The sequence below is a fragment of the Mycetocola spongiae genome, from assembly GCF_020424085.1.
GTDB classification, from domain to species: Bacteria; Actinomycetota; Actinomycetes; order Actinomycetales; family Microbacteriaceae; genus Mycetocola; species Mycetocola spongiae.
In genome coordinates this window covers 1,581,167-1,599,498 of record NZ_CP080203.1, presented here as the reverse complement: position 1 = coordinate 1,599,498, position 18,332 = coordinate 1,581,167, and the positions used below count along the sequence as shown (strand labels likewise).

Annotated in this window: 17 protein-coding genes; 10 read left to right on the top strand and 7 right to left on the bottom strand. The window is 66.8% G+C overall.

From position 1 onward, the window contains the following. The 8 genes from KXZ72_RS07215 (at window position 1) to glpK (ending at window position 8,607) form a co-directional block, all read left to right on the top strand. Window positions 1-984: a D-ribose ABC transporter substrate-binding protein gene (locus tag KXZ72_RS07215; protein ID WP_226079667.1), complete on the top strand. Its 984-nt coding sequence runs from the start codon at window positions 1-3 to the stop codon at window positions 982-984. 117 nt (window positions 985-1,101) lie between these two features. Continuing rightward, the gene (locus KXZ72_RS07210; protein ID WP_226083377.1) at window positions 1,102-2,820 is read left to right on the top strand and encodes a dihydroxyacetone kinase family protein; all 1,719 of its coding nucleotides are present in this window, start codon (window positions 1,102-1,104) and stop codon (window positions 2,818-2,820) included. A 1-nt stretch (window position 2,821) separates the two neighbouring features. Further along, entirely contained in the window at window positions 2,822-3,319 is a 498-nt protein-coding gene (locus KXZ72_RS07205; protein WP_226083376.1) for a ribose-5-phosphate isomerase, read from the top strand. A gap of 21 nt (window positions 3,320-3,340) precedes the next feature. Then, window positions 3,341-4,105 carry a triose-phosphate isomerase family protein gene (locus KXZ72_RS07200; protein ID WP_264159490.1) on the top strand — a complete coding sequence of 255 codons (765 nt, stop codon included), beginning with the start codon at window positions 3,341-3,343 and terminating at the stop codon, window positions 4,103-4,105. A 42-nt stretch (window positions 4,106-4,147) separates the two neighbouring features. Next, window positions 4,148-4,948 (top strand): DeoR/GlpR family DNA-binding transcription regulator, encoded by an 801-nt coding sequence (locus KXZ72_RS07195; RefSeq protein ID WP_226083372.1) that lies wholly within the window; start codon window positions 4,148-4,150, stop codon window positions 4,946-4,948. Between the two features lie 36 nt (window positions 4,949-4,984). Then, complete coding sequence (locus KXZ72_RS07190; RefSeq protein WP_226083370.1) at window positions 4,985-6,016, top strand: NAD(P)-dependent alcohol dehydrogenase; 1,032 nt, start codon at window positions 4,985-4,987, stop codon at window positions 6,014-6,016. Window positions 6,017-6,273: 257 nt separating this feature from the next. Further along, window positions 6,274-7,038, top strand: coding sequence for an MIP/aquaporin family protein (locus KXZ72_RS07185; protein WP_226083364.1), 765 nt, complete (start codon window positions 6,274-6,276; stop codon window positions 7,036-7,038). Between the two features lie 54 nt (window positions 7,039-7,092). Next, window positions 7,093-8,607 carry a glycerol kinase GlpK gene (gene glpK, locus KXZ72_RS07180; protein WP_226083362.1) on the top strand — a complete coding sequence of 505 codons (1,515 nt, stop codon included), beginning with the start codon at window positions 7,093-7,095 and terminating at the stop codon, window positions 8,605-8,607. A 113-nt stretch (window positions 8,608-8,720) separates the two neighbouring features. Here glpK and KXZ72_RS07175 read toward each other — a convergent pair whose 3' ends face one another. Further along, window positions 8,721-9,149, bottom strand: coding sequence for an organic hydroperoxide resistance protein (locus KXZ72_RS07175; RefSeq protein WP_226083360.1), 429 nt, complete (start codon window positions 9,147-9,149; stop codon window positions 8,721-8,723). Between the two features lie 137 nt (window positions 9,150-9,286). Here KXZ72_RS07175 and KXZ72_RS07170 point away from each other — a divergent pair, with 137 nt between their 5' ends. Then, window positions 9,287-9,874, top strand: coding sequence for a TetR/AcrR family transcriptional regulator (locus KXZ72_RS07170; protein ID WP_226083358.1), 588 nt, complete (start codon window positions 9,287-9,289; stop codon window positions 9,872-9,874). Window positions 9,875-9,908: 34 nt separating this feature from the next. Here the strand turns inward: KXZ72_RS07170 and KXZ72_RS07165 are convergent, their stop codons facing one another. From KXZ72_RS07165 to KXZ72_RS07150, 4 genes are all read right to left on the bottom strand, one after another. Then, on the bottom strand, window positions 9,909-10,565 hold the full coding sequence (locus KXZ72_RS07165) for a GntR family transcriptional regulator (protein WP_226083357.1): 657 nt from the start codon (window positions 10,563-10,565) through the stop codon (window positions 9,909-9,911). A 487-nt stretch (window positions 10,566-11,052) separates the two neighbouring features. Beyond that, a complete protein-coding gene (trpS, locus tag KXZ72_RS07160; RefSeq protein WP_226083355.1) occupies window positions 11,053-12,057 on the bottom strand; it encodes a tryptophan--tRNA ligase in 1,005 nt (334 codons plus the stop codon). A 50-nt stretch (window positions 12,058-12,107) separates the two neighbouring features. Next, a complete protein-coding gene (locus KXZ72_RS07155) occupies window positions 12,108-12,956 on the bottom strand; it encodes an exodeoxyribonuclease III (protein ID WP_226083353.1) in 849 nt (282 codons plus the stop codon). Between the two features lie 9 nt (window positions 12,957-12,965). Continuing rightward, window positions 12,966-14,147 carry a YihY/virulence factor BrkB family protein gene (locus KXZ72_RS07150; protein WP_226083352.1) on the bottom strand — a complete coding sequence of 394 codons (1,182 nt, stop codon included), beginning with the start codon at window positions 14,145-14,147 and terminating at the stop codon, window positions 12,966-12,968. 149 nt (window positions 14,148-14,296) lie between these two features. Here KXZ72_RS07150 and ptsP point away from each other — a divergent pair, with 149 nt between their 5' ends. After that, window positions 14,297-15,934, top strand: coding sequence for a phosphoenolpyruvate--protein phosphotransferase (gene ptsP / locus KXZ72_RS07145; RefSeq protein WP_226083343.1), 1,638 nt, complete (start codon window positions 14,297-14,299; stop codon window positions 15,932-15,934). Here ptsP and KXZ72_RS07140 read toward each other — a convergent pair. Together KXZ72_RS07140 and cmtR are read right to left on the bottom strand one after the other, a co-directional pair. Continuing rightward, complete coding sequence (locus KXZ72_RS07140; RefSeq protein WP_226083340.1) at window positions 15,931-17,898, bottom strand: heavy metal translocating P-type ATPase; 1,968 nt, start codon at window positions 17,896-17,898, stop codon at window positions 15,931-15,933. The two genes, ptsP and KXZ72_RS07140, sit on opposite strands and share 4 nt — an antisense overlap. Next, entirely contained in the window at window positions 17,895-18,266 is a 372-nt protein-coding gene (cmtR, locus tag KXZ72_RS07135) for a Cd(II)/Pb(II)-sensing metalloregulatory transcriptional regulator CmtR (protein WP_226083338.1), read from the bottom strand. The genes KXZ72_RS07140 and cmtR overlap by 4 nt, the downstream gene beginning before the upstream one ends. Between the last annotated feature and the right edge of the window lie 66 nt (window positions 18,267-18,332).

Below are 18,332 nucleotides of genomic sequence, written 5' to 3'. Positions count from 1 at the left end.
ATGTTTCGCTTGAAGGCAGCAAAGGCGCTGGCGATTGGTTCTATCGCCGCACTCGCACTCGCAGGATGTTCCTCGACCTCCGATGACAAGCCCGCAGCGGGCGGCGACACCAAGGGCGGACTCATCTCGCTCGTGACCTCGCCCCTCGACAACCCCTACTGGACCACCGAGGCAAACACGGTGAAGTCCGAGGGCGAGAAGCTGGGTTATAAGGTCAACGTGGCCTCGCATAACCAGGACCCCAAGAAGGAGTCCGACCTGATCGACACCGCGATCAGCAATAAGTCGGTTGCGATCGTCCTGGACCCGGCCGGTGCCGATTCCTCGATCGGTAACGTGAAGAAGGCCACCGACGCCGGAATCCCCGTATTCCTCGTCAACGCCGAGATCAACGAGTCGGGCATCGCCAAGGCTCAGCTGGTATCGAATAACGCGCAGGGTGCCGTGCTTGGCGCCCAGCAGTTTGTGGAGGCCATGGGCTCCACCGGTAAGTACGTCGAGATCAAGGGTCTGTCCACCGATACCAACGCCGAGGTTCGCTCGAGCGGTTATGCATCGGTGCTGGGCCAGTACCCCGACATGGAGCTCGTGCAGCAGGAGACCGCTGACTGGGACCAGAAGAAGGGCTTCGACAAGATGCAGCTGATGCTGCAGGCTCACCCCGACATCACCGGCGTAATCTCCGGTAACGACCAGATGGCCCTCGGTGCGATTGCCGCCCTGAAGCAGGCCGGCATGCTCGATAAGGTCGTTGTGGGTGGCTTTGATGGCGCCCCCGATGCCGTGACCGCGGTTGGTGCCGGCGAGATGGCCTATACCGTTGTGCAGCCCGTTGTGGACTTCTCCACCGCCGTGGTTGAGCAGATCGACTCCTACCTGAAGACCGGCAAGACCGGCGTGGACAACGAGAAGCAGAGCTTTGACTGCTTCCTCGTGACCAAGGACACCGCCTCCGAGTGGGTTGACTTCCAGCACAAGGGCTAGCTAGCCCCGGGTGGGGCGGCGCCCCGTGCGCCGCCCCACTCACCCCCGCAATACCCGTAATACCGCGTCTCAACACGCTCTGCCCCAGTACCTCATTTTCGAAGGAGCCCACCGCTCATGGCGTATATCTTCAACTCCGCAAGTGAATTCGCGGAGGAATCGATCGAGGGATTCCTCGACATCTATTCCGATATTGTTCGTCCCGTGCACGGCGGTGTGGCCCGCTCCTCGAAGACCCCGCGCGGAAACGTCGCCGTGGTCATCGGTGGAGGCTCCGGCCACTACCCGGCCTTTGGTGGCCTCGTGGGCCCCGGCCTCGCACACGGTGCGGCGATGGGAAACGTCTTTGCATCGCCCTCCGCACTCCAGATTTATTCCGTAGCCAAGTCCGTGGAAAACGGCGGCGGCGTGCTGCTCACCTATGGCAATTACGCCGGTGACGTCCTCAACTTTAACCAGGCCCAGGAGCGACTGCGCTCCGAGGGAATCGCGTGCGAGACCGTGGCCGTGACCGATGACATCTCCAGCGCCTCGCTCGCCGAGATTCATAAGCGCCGCGGCATCGCCGGCGACCTGGCCGTGTTTAAGGCCGCCGCCGTGGCCGCCGACGCCGGCCTCTCGCTCGAGGAGGTTGTGGCCGTGGCCGCCCGCGCCAATGCCCGCACCCGCACGTTTGGTGTGGCCTTCGGCGGCGCCACCCTCCCCGGTGCCGAGGATGCGCTCTTCAGCGTCCCCGCCGGCAAGATGGCCCTCGGCATGGGAATCCACGGCGAGCCCGGTATCGGCGAGGCCGATATGATGCGCGCCCGCGAGCTGGCCGACCTGATGTGGACCCGCGTCCTGGCCGAGAAGCCCGCGGAGGCCGGCGACCGCGCCGTGATCTTTGTGAACGGCCTCGGCTCGGTCAAAAACGAGGAACTTTTTGTCCTCTATAACGAGTTCCGCCAGCTTGCCGCACGCGATGGCGTCACGCTGCTCCAGCCCGAGGTGGGCGAGCTCGTGACCAGCTTCGAAATGGCCGGAGTATCCCTCACGCTGTTCTGGACCGATGAGGAACTCGAGTCCCTGTGGTCCGCCCCCGCCTATACCCCCGCCTACCGCAAGGGCTCGGTGATCGATTCCGGCGAGGCCGCAGACCGCACCGCCGAGGCCGAGGAGGAGCTGATCGTGGCTCCCGCAACCGATGACTCGCGCGGCGCCGCCGCGCGCATCGGCGAGCTGATCGCGCTGGTCGCCGCAACCGTGGACGAGCACGCCGAGGAGCTGGGCCGCCTCGACTCGATTGCCGGAGACGGCGATCACGGCATCGGTATGCAGCGCGGTTCGCGCGCCGCCGCCGCAGCCGTGGCACCCTACCTCGCCGCCGGAGCCGGCGCGCAGGGACTGCTGGTGGGTTCGGGCGATGCCTGGGCCGATCACGCCGGCGGAACCTCGGGAGCGCTCTGGGGAGCGATCCTCGGCACCCTCGGCCGCAGCCTCGGCAACGAGTCGACCCCGGACGCAGCGTCCGTCTCCGCCGCCGTGCGCGCCGCGAGCGATGCCGTCATGAAGTTTGGTGGCGCCCGCCCGGGAGATAAGACGATGGTTGACTCCCTCGTGGCCTTCGCCGATTCGCTCGAAAACCGCGTGGGTGCGGGCAGCGACCTGGTGCCCGCCTGGGTCGGAGCCGCCGCCGATGCCACCCGCGTGGCCCGCGAGACCGCCGACATGATGCCGAAGATGGGCCGCGCCCGTCCGCACGCCGAGAAGGCCCTCGGGACCCCCGATCCCGGCGCGATCTCCCTCGCGCTGATCGTGACCGCAATCGCCGAAAATCTTGAGAAGGAAGAGAACTAACATGACCGAAAAACTGCGTATTGTCGTCGGCTCGGACGAGGCCGGATTTGACTATAAAGAGGTCCTGAAGGCCGATCTTGAGGGCAATGACCTCGTGGCCTCGGTGACCGATGTGGGCGTAAACGCCGACGGTCACACCGCGTATCCCACGATCGCGATCGCGGCCGCCGAGATGGTGGCGCGCGGCGAGGCCGACCGCGCGCTCCTGGTCTGCGGCACCGGCCTGGGTGTGGCAATCGCCGCCAATAAGGTATCCGGCATCCGCGCCGTGACCGCCCACGATAGCTTCTCCGTGGAGCGCGCCATCCTGTCCAATAACGCCCAGGTTCTCACCTTCGGCCAGCGCGTGGTGGGCCTGGAGCTCGCCCGCCGCCTGGCCCGCGAGTGGCTCACCTACCGTTTCGACGAGACCTCCGCCTCGGCCGAGAAGGTTGCCGAGATCGTGGCCTATGAGTCCACGCACGGTACCCCCGGCGAGGGCGAAGGGCAGGGCTGCTAGGTGGCGGCACACCATACCTTCGTGGGTATCAGCCTCAAGATGTACCTGGGGCACCGCGCTACCCTCGACTGGACCCGCGCGGTGGTAGACATCGCACGGGCCGATCCCGGCGTGAGCGCCGGCCGCACCACCGTGGCGCTTCTGCCCACGTTTGTGTCGCTGGATGCCTCGCTCGCCCTGGCCGCGGGAACCCCCGTGGCCATCGGCGCCCAGGACCTGTTCTGGGAGGATAACGGAGCCTTCACCGGCGAGGTGAGCGGTCAGACGCTCGCCGAGATCGGCTGCGGCTACGTGGAGATCGGCCATGCGGAGCGTCGCTCGCTCTTTGGCGAGGACGAGGGTGTGGTGGCCCGCAAGCTCGCGGCCGCGGCGCGTAACGGCCTCGCGCCGATCCTGTGCGTGGGCGAGCCCGCGCACGGCAGCGCAGCCTCGGCCGCCGCCGTGAGCATCGCCCAGCTGCGCTCGGCCCTGTCCGAGCTTGAGGGCACCCTGGATCACCTCGTGGTGGCCTATGAGCCCGTCTGGGCAATCGGCGCGGCCAAGCCCGCCGATCCCGAGCATGTGCGCGCTGTCTGCCGCGAGATTCGGGCCGAGCTGGATTCCCATCCGCGCATCGGCCGCGGCACGGTAATCTATGGGGGAAGTGCCGGACCCGGTGTGCTGGACACGCTCGGCGAGGACGTGGATGGCCTGTTCCTGGGCCGCTTCGCGCATGACCCCGAGGCGCTGCGCAGCATCCTGGTGGAGGCCGATGCACAGCACGAAACGGTCTCACCGGCACACTAAAAACCAGCCACGGAGAAATGCAGGGACGCAGAGATGAGCATTATGGCGACGAATTCGCGTAACCATAAGAGAGACGACCGCCGCAAGGGCATCGCCGAGGCCGTCATGGAGCAGGGTGCCGTGCGCATCGAGGATCTCGCGGAGCGTTTTGATATCAGCCTGATGACCGTGCACCGCGACCTGGACGACCTCGAGGAGCGCGGGATTCTGCGCAAGTCTCGCGGTATCGCCACGGCCCTGGCCTCCACCCTGGTGGAGTCCAGCATCGTCTATCGGCAGGGGCAGCGCCTAGATAATAAGCGCTCGCTCGCGGCCGCCGCGCTGGACTATGTGGAGGCCGGACAATCGGTATTCCTCGATGATTCCACCACGGCCCATCAGCTGCTTCCCTTCCTCAAGGACCGCACCCCGCTCACCGTGATCACCAACTCCCTGGTGGCGATCAACGAGGTGAATACCATGTCCCGGATCTCCCTGATCGCGCTCGGCGGCACGTATCACAACTGGTGCTCCTCCTTTATGGGGCGGATGACCAATGACGCGATTCAGAAGCTGCGCGGCGACGTGGTGATCATGTCCGCCCCGGCCGTGACCGGCGGCACCCTGTATTTCCAGGCGCTGGAAACCGTGGATACCAAGCGGGCCATGCTTGATGCCGCGGCCACCCGCATCCTGCTGGTGGACCACACCAAATTTGCCAAGCGCGCACTGCACGCCCTCGCCCACCTGCGGGAGTTTGACGTGGTGATCGTGGACAGCCTCACCGAGACCGGCGAGATCGAGGCCCTGCGCGCCGAGGGCGTAAATATCGTGGTGGCCCCGCCCTATACGGGCCACCCCTAATCCCCCCAGCCTTATCAAGAACGAAGGAGAACACCCATGAGCCAGCTTCCCGAAACCATGCGTGCGAGCGTGCTGCTCGCCGCGGAGGAGCTCGAAATCCAGGACCGTGCGGTACCGGTTCCCGATGCCGACCAGGTCCTGGTGCGCATCGAGGCCGTGGGCGTGTGTGGCTCCGATGTTCACTTCTATCACGAGGGAAAGCTCGGCGACTGGATCGTTGAGGAGCCCCTCGTGCTGGGCCACGAATCGGCCGGTGTGATCGTGGCCGTGGGCGCCGATGTGGACCCCGCCCGCGTGGGCGAGCGCGTCTCGATCGAGCCGCAGCGTCCCGACCCCACCTCGCGCGAATCGCTCTCGGGTAATTACAACCTCGACCCGCACATGGAGTTTTATGCGGTTCCCGGCGTGGACGGTGCATTTGCGCAGTACGCCACGATCCAGAGCCACTTCGCCCACACGGTTCCCGATCACGTGAGCCTCGAGGCCGCCGCCCTGCTGGAGCCGCTCTCGGTGGCCATCGCCACCGCCCGCAAGGCCGGGTTCACCGTGGGTTCGCGCGTGCTGATCACCGGTGCCGGCCCGATCGGCATCATCACCGCCCAGGTGGCCAAGGCCTATGGCGCAAGCGAGATCATCGTGACCGATGTGGACGCCCGCCGCCGCGAGCAGGCCGAGCGCTTTGGTGCCACCAAGACCATCGACCCGATTGCGGAGCCCGTGGGCACGCTGGGCCTGGACGTGGACTCCTTCATCGACGCCTCGGGTGCCGCCGCCGCGGTGCGCTCGGGCTTCGGCGAGGTGCGCCCCGGAGGCACCGTGGTGCTGGTGGGTATGGGAGCCAGCGAGATTCCGCTGCCCGTGACCACGATTCAGAATAACGAGCTCATCGTTACCGGGATCTTCCGCTATAACAACACCTGGCCCACGGCCATCGAGCTGGTGGCCAGCGGCAAGGTGGACCTGGACGCCCTCGTGACCGGTCGCTTCGACCTGGATCACGTCGCGGATGCGCTGAACTCCACGCGCAACCCCGATACCCTGAAGTCCGTGGTCACGCCCAACGCCTAGGCCACACCCGTTTTACCCGGCGCGCCCGCCCCGCATCCCTCTCTCCGGATGCCGGGCCGGGCGCGCTGTGGTTTCTGCCGGGTGGGGGCGTCACGGAACGCCGTTTTTGAGGGGATTTATCCAAATCCCTTGCCAAAGGGTGCCTAATTTCGCAGAATCGGTGCACGGGGGGAAATAACTCACGGCCGTTCTGACAGCGAATGCGGGCGTGTCCCCTGAGAACGTTTTCCACAATACAGATTTGGGAAAGGCACCTCATGGACATAACGCTAGGGACGGTATTTATCTCGGAGGCGGTGGGCACCGCGCTGCTGACACTGCTCGGAGGAGGTGTGGTGGCCAATGTGCTGCTCACCAAAACCAAGGGCTTCGCCGGCGGCCCGCTGATGATTAATATCGGCTGGGGCCTGGCCGTATTTGCCGGTGTGATCGCGTCCTATGCCTCGGGTGCACATCTGAACCCCGCGGTTACGGTGGGCATCATCACCTCGGGTAATGAGTGGTTTGTGGACGGACAGATCGCCATCACGCTCGGGGCCACGCTGGTCTATTTTGCGGCTCAACTCCTCGGCGCCTTCCTGGGCGCCGTTTTTGTTTTCCTCGCCTATAAGAAGCATTTTGATATCACCGAGGACCCGGCACTGAAGCTCGGCGTCTTCTCCACCGGCCCCGAGATTCGCTCCTATGGCTGGAACCTGATCACCGAGATCATCGGCACGTTTGTGCTGGTCTTTGTGATTATCGGCTTTGGCCGCAACGGCGATGCCGCGGGTCTCGCGGCGCTCGGCGCACTGCCCGTGGCGCTGCTGGTGATCGCGATTGGTGTCTCTCTGGGTGGCCCCACCGGCTATGCGATTAACCCGGTGCGTGACCTGGGTCCGCGCATCGCACACGCGATCCTGCCCATTAAAAACAAGGGCACCAGCGACTGGTCCTATTCCTGGGTCCCCGTAGTGGGCCCGCTGATCGGCGGGGCCATCGCGGGATTTGCCGCACCGGTATTGCTCCCGTTGCTGAGCTAGACTGCGCGAACCGCGCCTTCATTATTTTTTATCATCGATAAGGGAGTAACTCATATGGCCGACTACGTTATCGCCATCGACCAGGGCACCACCTCCTCGCGGGCGATCATCTTTGATCACTCGGGAAATATTGTGTCCTCGGGACAGCTGGAGCACGAACAGATCTTTCCGCGGGCAGGCTGGGTGGAACACGACCCCAAGCAGATCTGGGACAATACCCGCGAGGCGATTGGGCAGGCGCTGTCCAAGGCCAATCTGACCCGGCACGATATCGCGGCCATCGGCATCACCAATCAGCGCGAGACCGCCGTGGTCTGGGATAAAAACACCGGCGAGCCCGTTTATAACGCGATTGTCTGGCAGGATACCCGCACCCAGGACATCGTGGAGCGACTCGCGGCCGATGGCGGCATCGAGCGCTTTAAAAAGACCGTGGGCCTGCCCCTGGCCACCTATTTTTCGGGCACCAAGATCGTCTGGATCCTCGAAAACGTGGAGGGTGCGCGCGAGCGCGCCGAGGCCGGGGACCTGATCTTCGGCACCACCGATACCTGGATCCTGTGGAACCTCACGGGCGGTGTGGAGGGCGGGTTGCACGTGACCGATGTCACCAATGCCAGCCGCACGCTGTTCCTCAACCTGGAAACCCTGGAATGGGATCACGAAATCCTGGAGGCCTTTGGAGTTCCCGCCTCGATGCTGCCCGAGGTGCGCTCCTCCTCCGAGGTATATGGCGAGGCCGATACCCATAGCCTGCTGCGCGAGGTACCCATTGCCGGTATCCTCGGCGATCAGCAGGCGGCCACATTTGGTCAGGCCGCGTTTGAGAAGGGCGAGGCCAAAAACACCTATGGCACCGGTAACTTCCTGATCTTTAACACCGGCACGGATATCATCCATTCGGAGAACGGGCTGCTCACCACGATCGGCTATAAGATCGGCGATGGCCCGACCCACTACGCGCTGGAGGGGTCGATTGCGGTGACCGGATCGCTCATCCAGTGGCTGCGCGATAACCTCGGGCTGATCAGCTCGGCCGCCGAGGTGGAGGAGCTGGCGCGCGGCGTGGAGGATAACGGCGGGGCGTATTTTGTCCCCGCGTTCTCGGGCCTCTTTGCGCCGTATTGGCGCTCGGATGCGCGCGGCGCGCTGGTGGGCCTGACCCGCTATGTCAATAAGGGCCATATTGCCCGGGCCGCGCTGGAATCGATCGCCTATCAGACGGCCGAGGTACTGGATGCGGTGAATGCCGATGCCGGGGTGGACCTGACCGAGCTGCGCGTGGACGGCGGGGCCACGGCCAATGACCTGCTGCTGCAGTTCCAGGCCGATATGCTCGGCGTTCCCGTGGTGCGTCCGGTGGTGGCCGAGACCACCGCGCTGGGGGCCGCCTATGCCGCGGGCCTGGCGGTGGGGTTCTGGAAGGACCTGGACGAGCTCTCCGCGAACTGGCAGGAGGATAAGCGCTGGCTGCCCGAGATGGACCGGGCCGAGCGCGACCGCCTCTATCGCTCGTGGAAGAAGGCCGTGACCAAGACCTTCGACTGGGTGGACGAGGACGTAAACTAACCTCCACCACGCGGGCAACGGCCCGGTATCCCGCGAGGGATACCGGGCCGTTGTGATGGGAGGACCCGCCGGCGCCCGGACGGGGGAGTGGCGCCGGAGGGTCGTGCGGGGACCTAGCCGACGGTGGTATCGATGCGGACGTCGATATTTCCGCGCGTGGCATTGGAATACGGGCAGACCTGGTGGGCGGTGGCCACGAGGCGATCGGCGGTGGCCTGATCGATATCGGCGAGCTCCACGTGGATCGCGGCCTCGAGGCCGTAGCCGCCCTGGCCGTTGGGCTTAATGCCGATATCGGCTACCACCGCGGAATCGTTCAGGGTGATCTTCTCGGCCGCGGCCACACCCTTCAGGGCCGAGTGGAAACAGGCGGCCCAGCCCGCGGCAAAAAGCTGCTCGGGGTTGGTTCCACCGCCGCGGCCACCCATCTCGGTGGGCACGGCGAGGGTGAGATCCAGTACGCCGTCGCTCGAGAGCACGCGGCCCCCGGCGCGGCCGTCTCCGGTGGACGTGGCAACGGCGGTATAGAGGGTATCTGTCATGATGATGCGTTCCTTTGGTCGAAGACGGGCGATGCGTGCCGGAAAAGCTATGTAGACGAACTAGTAACTCTACCAACGTGTTCTATACTGGAACAGGAATCAGCAAAACGCAAGTCACTGGAAAAACTCGGGGCAAAATGACATCTACGATCCGGAGCGCACCCGCTCCCGCCGCGGCGGTGGGCACGCGCGAGCGCATCCTCGAGGCCGCCTCCGAGCTGTTTTATCGCCAGGGATTGCGCGCGGTCAGCGCCGATAAGATCATCGCCGAGGTGGGCATCACCAAGGTGACCTTCTACCGCCATTTTCGTTCCAAGGACGACCTGATCGTGGCCTATCTGGAGCGGCTCGGGGAGCACGAGCGCCGCGCGGCCGAGGAGGTGGCCGAGCGCGAGGAGCGCCCCGAGGACGTGCTGCGGTCAATCGCGGAGGCCATCGGCTCGCGCAGTTGCCAACCGGGCTTCCGCGGTTGTGCCTTCCTGAATGCGGCGGCGGAGTTTGCCGATCCCGGGCATCCCGTGCGCCTCACCGTGCAGCGGCACCGGGAGTGGTTTCACGGCCTGCTTGCCGGGCTGCTCACCGAGATGGGCGTGGCGGAGCCCGCGGCGGTGGCCACGCAGCTGGTGATGCTCCGGGACGGGGCGATGATCGCCGGGAATCTCGATGATCCGCGCGCGGTACGGGAGGCGCTGCTCGCCTCGGGGCGCGCCATTATCGGGCGCTAGGAGCCGCCGCCGTTCCCGGCGGCGGGTCGGCGGCTCAGGGCGTGACGTAGGACGTGCGGGCGTGCTCCAGGAGGCGCACCACGCCGTTTTGCCAATTGGCCAGCAGGGCGGCCTTGGCCGCGGGCACATCCCCCGCGATCATGGCATCGGCGATCAGGGTGTGTTCGGCCGCCTCGCGCTCGATGGTATCCCGGTCGGCGGTGAGAACCGATTCATAGCGGTGCACCAGCTCGCGGTTATTGGCGATGACCTCGAGGAGGCGCTGATTGGGGCAGCCGCCAATCATGGTCTCGTGCCACTCATCGTCGAGGGATACGGCGAGCGAGGGCTCGGCCTCGCGGGCCTCGTTTGCGGCGGACATCGCGAGGAGGCGACGGCCGATGCCCTCAAGCTCCGCGGCGGGGGTGAGCTCGATTGCGAGGGCCTCGAGCGTGGCCATGATCGGGCCCAGCTCTGCAAAATCGGTGGCGCTCAGGCGTACAAAACGAAAGCCCTTGCCATTTTCGCTGGTGATCTGGCCCTCGGCCTCGAGGCCGATCAGCGCCTCGCGCAGCGGGGTGCGGCTCACGCCCAGCTCGGTGGCAAGAAGGACCTCGTTGATGCTCTCTCCGGGCTGCACGGCACCGGTGCGCATGCGCGCGAGGATCTCCTCGCGTACCTGGGAGCGAAGAGTTTTACGTTCGATGACCAATGCATCCTCCGAAATGAGTGGGTGCCCTTATTTTAGGGGGACTTTCGGCCGGTTTCTCGCCACTTTAGTGGGCAAAACGTGCAAAGTGGGGGCGGGAGGGCCCAAAAACCTCCCCGCAGCCCACTTTGGGGGGCGGGTTGCGGGGGTCCGGCCCGGGGAAGGCCCGCGGCGAGCAGCCGTTATGCACAGGGCGTGGCCCGTGGCCGGGTTCTCCACAGCGGCGCCGCGAGCCGTGCCCGGGCCGCGCGGAGGTGCTGGACTGGGGGCATGAATCATTCTCCCCTGAGCCCCACCCCGAGCGGTGCGCCGCTCCCGCTCCCCGTCCCCGCGGGTATCGGCCGGCCGCGCGGCCCGGGTTCTCGGTGCGTGCGCCGCCGGCTGCAGAAAACCTCCCGCGGCGGGGCCGCGCGGGCCCTACCGGGGAGGTCTTCTATATCGCTCGGTGCCGGGCGTTCGGCACCGGGTGTTCGGCGCCGGGCCGCGGCGGTTAGCCGCGGCGGAGCAGGCCCACCGCGTCATAGGCAGCGGCCAGGGTGGTCTGGGCCGCCTCATTTGCGCGATCGGCATTGCGCGAGAGCAGTCGATCCAGCTCCGCCGGGTCGGCCATCAGCTCGTGGGCGCGCTCGCGCACGGGGCCAAACTCGGCCACAACCAGCTCCGCGAGGTTTTTCTTCAGCGAGCCATAGCCCTGGCCCTCGTATTCCGCCACGATCTCGGGGATCGCCCGGCCGCTGAGCGAGGAATAGATCGACAGCAGGTTGGACACCCCGGGCTTCTTCTCGCGGTCATAGGCCACAACACCCTCATCATCGGTCACCGCGCGCATGATCTTCTTGGCGCTCACCGCGGGCTCGTCCAATACCCAGATCACCCCGGCCATCGACTCGGCCGATTTAGACATCTTCGAGGTGGGGTTCTGCAGGTCGTAGATGCGGGCGTCATCGCCGCCGATCAGCGCCTTGGGAATGGTGAAGGTCTTGCCAAAGCGGGAGTTAAAGCGCTCCGCGAGGTCGCGGGTGAGCTCCACGTGCTGGCGCTGATCGTCTCCCACCGGCACCACCTCCGTCTGATACAGCAAAATATCCGCGGCCATCAGCACGGGATAGGCAAATAGCCCCACGCTGGTGGCATCCGCTCCCTGGCGCGAAGACTTGTCCTTAAACTGCGTCATCCGCCCGGCCTCGCCAAATCCGGTGATGGTATTAAGAATCCAGGCCAGCTCGGTATGGGCGGGCACATGTGACTGCACATAGAGCGTGGACTTCTCGGGGGAGATTCCGGCGGCAATATACTGCGCGGCGGTGCGGCGAATCTTCTCGCGCAGCGTTGCCGGATCCTGCGGCACGGTCAGGGCGTGCAGATCCACCACGGAGAAGAACGCATCGTGCTCCTCCTGAAGCGCCTTCCAGGGCTTGAGCGCACCCACATAATTACCGAGCTGAAGGGAATCCGCGGAGGGCTGCATTCCGGAGTACAGGCGAGGCTTGGTCATCACAAATCCAATACTAAATAAAACGCGAAAAAGAGGAGAAAAGCGTGGTGTTAGAGCGCGTAGTCCACAACCACGGGGGAGTGGTCCGACCAGCGCTGGTCATAGGCCTCCGCGCGATCCACCCCATAATCCACCACGGTATGGGCGAGCGCGGGCGAGGCCATGTGATAGTCGATGCGCCAACCCGCGTCATTATCAAAGGCCTGTCCCCGGTAGGACCACCAGGTATAGGGGCCGTCCACCTCGCCGGCCCAGTTGCGGCCCACATCGGCCCAGCCGAGGCCGGTCCCGGTGCTGCCATCCACACACTCCACGGGCTGGCCCTCGGGGCCAAAGAACCGATCAAAATAGGCGCGCTCCTCGACCAGGAAGCCGGCGTTTTTACGATTGCCCTTCCAGTTTTTAATATCGAGTTCGCGGTGACCCACGTTCAGGTCGCCCACCACCACAACATGCTCCGAATGGGCACGCAGCTCGGGCAGGCGAATCAGCATGGCCTCGAGGAACTTATATTTCTCCACCTGCTTGGGGGTATCCACCTCGCCGGAGTGCACATAGGTGGAGACCACCGTCACGGCCTTGCCGTTAAATTCATAATCGGCCTCAAGCCAGCGGCCCGCGCTATCAAAATCATCGGCACCCAGCCGGGTGCGGTGCGCGAGCGGCGCGCTGCGGCTAATCAGGGCCACACCGGCGCGGCCCTTGGCGCTGGCCTCATCGTGCAGGATAAACCAGCCCTCGCCCACCAGCTTTTCCAGATCGGCATCGCCCGCGCGCACCTCCTGAAGCGCCACGATATCGGCGCCGCGGCCCTCAAGCCACTCACCCATACCCTTGCGATAGGCGGCACGGATGCCGTTGACGTTTACCGAAACCAGACGAAGAGGCGCGTGAGACATGCCCCCAGTTTAGTCCGTGGCGTCCCGCGCCGCGCGAAGACCTGCCCGCGCCCGTTCGAGGCGGCGGCGGGCGCGCAGCTTTCCCAGCCCGCGGGCCGCCCGCGCCTGCGCGCTGGCCTGCTCCAGCTCGGTCTTGGCCAGCAGCACCCGGGCCTCGCGCAGCGCTGCCAGGCGCTCCTCCTCGGTCTGCTCCTGCAGGACCACCCCGCGGCGGGCGAGGCCCTCCGCGATCCAGGCCCCGGCAATCAAAATCACGCGGCAGACGAGGTTAAACCAGATCAGCAGCGCGATAAACACCGCAAACGTGGCCAGCAGGGGGTTACGCGAGGCCCCGCCCAGCACCGCACCGCTCGCAATCGAGAGCACGGAGAGCGCCGCACTGCCGATCAGCGACCCGATCACCAGATCCTTCAACGGAATGGGGATGCGCGCCAGCACCCGGTAGAGCGAGGCAAGCGTCACGAGGTTCAGCCCCACCGAGACCGTCAGACCCACCGCACCCACGGCAAGATTGCCCCAATAGGAGTGCGAGTCCACCCCGATGAGCCCCAGAAGCCAGCTCACCGCCTGCGTGCTCAGCATCGAGGCAATGGCGGCGAGCACCAATACCACCCCAAAGCTCAACGCCAGCGCCAGGTCGCTCAGTTTTTTCAGGAAAAAATTGGTGCTGATCTTGGGCAGCTGAAAAATCGAGCGCACGGCCTGCCGCGTATAGGCCAACCATCCGATGGCCGTATAGAGCAGACCCACGAGGGCGATCGAACCGGTCCACCCAAAAATACCCAGGCCGGTCAGCGCGCTTTTTTGGATCAGCCCCTCGCCATTGGTGCCGATCAACCCGGGGATGGCCGTATTGATGATGTCGATCAGCGTGTCAAAGAGTTCCGAATTGGTGCTGATCCAAATGCCCGCCACGGCAAAACCCACATACAGGGCGGCAAATACCGCAAATACGGCCTGAAAGCTCATGCCCGCGGCCAGCAGATTTCCCTCGGCGGCGTTAAAGCGCAGGACGGTGCGCACCACGCGGGTCTTGGTCACCGTCTCCACCGCCCCCGAGGCCTTTTCGATGGGCTTCTCCAAGCGCTGCACCAGGGCGTTATCGCTCTTCCGGGCGGCGGCCATTAACGCGTTATCGTGCGCGGTGGGTGCAGGCTCGTCCCGGGGGAGACTGTGTTGGCGCTCGGTCATCCCAATACTGTATCGGCCCGCGGCCAGCCGTGCCCAGGATTACCCCGCGCGCGGGCAGCGCGAGGATGAATTGCCCGACACGTTTGCATCGGGAATCAAGACCGGGCATAGTCTGAGGACACGCGGAGTTTCCCGCGGGAGGAGTTCGGATGCGGTTACAGGGTGTGGGTGTGGGGCGCGGTGTGGTCACCGGACCCGTTCTGCGCATGCCCGAACCCCTGCCCGAACCCTCCGATAGTCCGCGCACCGTGAGCGCCGATGAGGAATACGAGCGGGCCGCGGCCGCGCTCAGGGCCACGGCCCTGGACCTCACCGAGCGGGCCGATCGGCTCGGCGGGGAGGGCAAGGATGTCCTGGAGGCCCAGGCGCTGATGGCCCAGGACCCCACCCTGCTGGAGGATGTCCGGGCGCGCATCGATGCCTCCAAAACGGCCGAAAGGGCCGTATTTGAGGCCTTTAATACGTTCCAACAGATGCTGCTGTCCATGGGCGGCTATATGGCCGAGCGGGCGAGCGACCTGGGGGATCTCTCCCAGCGCGCGATCGCCCACGTCCGCGGGGTGCCCATGCCCGAGGTGCCGCAGGTGGACTATCCGTTTATCCTCGTTGCGCGCGACCTGGCCGTGGCCGATACCGCCGATCTGGACCTCACCAAGGTTCTGGGGCTGATCACCGCGGGCGGCGGCCCCACCTCGCATACCGCCATTCTGGCCCGCTCCAAGTCCATCGTGGCCGTGGTGGGCGTGGCGGGGGCCGCCGATCTCGACGATGGTGTGCGGGTGCTGGTGGATGCCGGCGAGGGAGTTGTCACCACCAACCCCAGCGAGAAGGCCATCGAGGCGGCCCAGCGTCGCCTCAACCGGAGGCGGCTGAAGGTGCCGATTGGCCCGGGCTGCCTCGCCGATGACGTGGCGATTCCGCTGCTGGCCAACCTGGAGCGCGTGGAGGACGCCGAGCGCGCTCGCGAGCTGGGGGCCGAGGGGGTAGGCCTGTTCCGCACCGAGTTCCTCTTTTTGGGCTCCGAGGTCGCGCCCAGCCGCGAACGGCAGCACGAACACTATGCGCGCCTGCTGCGCGCCTTCCCCGGGCAAAAGGTTGTGGTGCGCACGCTGGATGCCGGGGCCGATAAGCCGCTGCCCTTCCTGCGTGGCGGCCCCGAGACCAATCCCGCACTGGGCCTGCGCGGGATCCGTGCAATGCGGGATAACGAGCAGATCCTGCGCGATCAGCTCGCGGCGCTTGCCCTGGCCGCGGCCGAGTCCTCGGCCGAGCTCTGGGTCATGGCCCCCATGATTGCCGATGCCGCCGAGACCGCCTATTTTGTGACGCTCGCGCGCGAATACGATCTGCCCGTGGCCGGGGTGATGGCGGAGGTGCCCTCCTCCGCGCTGCTGGCCGCGCAGATCCTCGGCATCGCCGATTTTGTGTCCATCGGCACCAATGACCTCACGCAGTATACGCTCGCGGCCGATCGGCTCCTGGGCACCGTGGCGCACTATCAGGACCCGTGGCATCCCGCCGTGCTGCGCCTGATCAAGATGCTCGGCGATGCGGGGGCCCAGTCCGGTCGTTCGGTGGGGGTCTGCGGGGAGGCCGCGGCCGATCCGCTGCTCGCCGTGATCCTCGTGGGCCTGGGCGTGACGAGCCTCTCGATGACCCCCGAGGCGATGGCCGATGTGCGCACCGAGCTGCGCCAGCACACCCTGGAACACGCCCGCGCGCTCGCCGTCCGCGCGCTCGCCGCCTCCACCGCGGGCGAGGCCCGTGCCGTGATGCTCGAAAGCTAGGCGGCATCCCGCGGCGGGTTTTGCGCCGGGAGATGGCGCTCGGGCCGCGTGGGATCGCGGGGGAGCCGGGCCGCACGCAGCCCGTTGGCGATGATCGCCACCTCGGCGAGCTCGTGAATCAGGACCACCTGGGTGAGGCCCAAGATCCCGAGGAACGCGAGCGGCACCAGGACCAGGATGATCGCGAGCGAGAGCAGAATATTCTGGGTCATGATGCGACGGCCGCGACGGGCGTGATCCAGGCCGCGGATCAGCAGCCGCAGGTCCGAGCCCGTGAAGACCACCTCGGCGGATTCGATCGCCGCCGCGGAGCCGCCCGCGCCCATCGCGATGCCCACATCGGCGAGGGCCAGCGCGGGTGCGTCGTTAATGCCATCGCCGATCATCGCGGTGACGGATCCGGGCGGGGCCTCGCGGACCGCCGCGGCCTTATCCTCGGGGAGAAGCTCCGCGCGAATATCGGTGATCCCGAGCGCATCGCCGAGGGCGCGGGCCGTGCGGGCATTATCCCCGGTGAGCATCAGCACGCTGCTGCCCCGCGCCCGCAGCGCGGCCACTGCCTCCGCGGCCTCCGCGCGGGGTTCATCGCGCAGGCCCAGCAGGCCCGCAACCGCGCCCCCGATCTCCACCACGATCACCGTGCATCCGGCGTCCTCCAGCCGGGAGGCAGCGGCTCCGAGGCCGCGGGGCGGCACCCAGCGCGGGCTGCCGAGGCGCACCTCGTCTTCGCCCACGATGCCCGTGAGACCGCGGCCCGGGTATTCGTGTACCCCGCGCGCGGTCGGGGATTCCGGGCCGCCCGCGGCCTCCCGGCCGGCCCGTTCGAGGACAGCCGCGGCCAGCGGATGGGTGCTCTCCGCCTCGAGCGCGGCGGCCGCGGACAGGAGCCGATCCGCGCAGACGCCCCCGGCGGTGACCACCTCCACCACGCGCGGCCGGTTGCGCGTGAGGGTGCCGGTTTTATCCAGCGCCACCCGGTTCACGGCCCCGAGCGTCTCGCAGGCCCGCCCCGAGGAGATCACCAGGCCCATGCGGCTGGCCCCGCCGATCACCGAGATCACCGTGACCGGGACGGCGAGGGCAAGCGCGCAGGGCGAGGCGGCGACCAGCACCACGAGGGCCCGCTCGGTCCAGGTGCCCGGATCGCCGCTCAGCAGCCCCCAGAGGAATACGGCGAGTGCCGCGAGGAGCACGGCCGGGACCAGGGGGCGTGCGATCCGATCCGCGAGGCGTGCCCGGGTGCCTCGGCGCTCCTGCGCGCCCTGCACCAGCTCCACGATGCGGGTCAGCGAGTTATCGCTTCCCGCGGCGGTGGCCTCCACCAGGAGCGGAGTTCCCCATGCGATCGACCCCGCGGGCACGGTATCGCCCGCGCCCACCTCGCGCGGTAGCGATTCCCCCGTGACCGCCGAGATATCCAGGGTGGCCGATTCCCCGCGCAGGATGCCATCGGTGGAGACCCTCTCGCCCGGGCGCACCCGGAGCAGATCACCCACCCGCACCTCGGCGCTCGCGACCGCGAGCTCGCGGCCATCACGCAGCACCCGGCTGCGATCGGGAATGAGCGCCAGGAGCGCGCGCAGCCCACCCTGCGCGCGCGAGAATGCGCGTTCCTCGAGGGCCTCCGCGAGCGAAAAGAGGAAGGCCAGGGCCGCGGCCTCCCCGGGATGGCCCAGCGCGAGTGCCCCCGCGGCGGCGATGGTCATCAGCAGGCCCACGCCGATCTTGCGGCGCAGGAGGCCCCGGATCGCGCCGGGGATAAACGTGCTGCCCCCGGCGATCAGGGCCAGGACCCAGACCGCGGCGGCCGCCGCCGGGGCCGGGGCGAGGCCATAACCCAGCGCCAGGAGAAGCCCGGAGAGCGCGGGGAGCAGAAGTGCCCGATCGCGCCACCAGGGGGTGGATCGCGGCTCCTCCCGGTCGGCGCTCTCCGCGGGGGAGGTGCCGCAGCACTCCTCGCTCATCGTTCCTCGGGGGCCGTGTTCGGCGCGGCGCAGCACTCGGAGGGGAGGCACTCGGGCCGGGTGCAGACGGTGCCCTCATCCACGGCAAGAACCACGTCCATCAGGAGGGAGAGGGCGCGCGTGAGGTGGCCATCGGCGATCTCATAGCGGGTGCTGCGTCCCTCGGGAACGGCCACGATGATGCCGCAGCCGCGCAGGCAGGCCAGGTGATTGGAGACATTGCTCCGGGTCAGCCCGAGGTCCCGTGCGAGCGCCCCGGGATAGCCGGGGGCGTCGAGGAGCGCCAGCAGGATGCGGGAGCGCGTGGGATCGGAGAGGGCGCGGCCGAGGCGGTTCATAACGTCCAGGCGGGCGGGAATGGTCAGCATACGCTGACTATACGTCGCGGGGCGGTGGCGCGCAATCCGCGAGGTTGGTGCCCGCGCGGGCCCGGG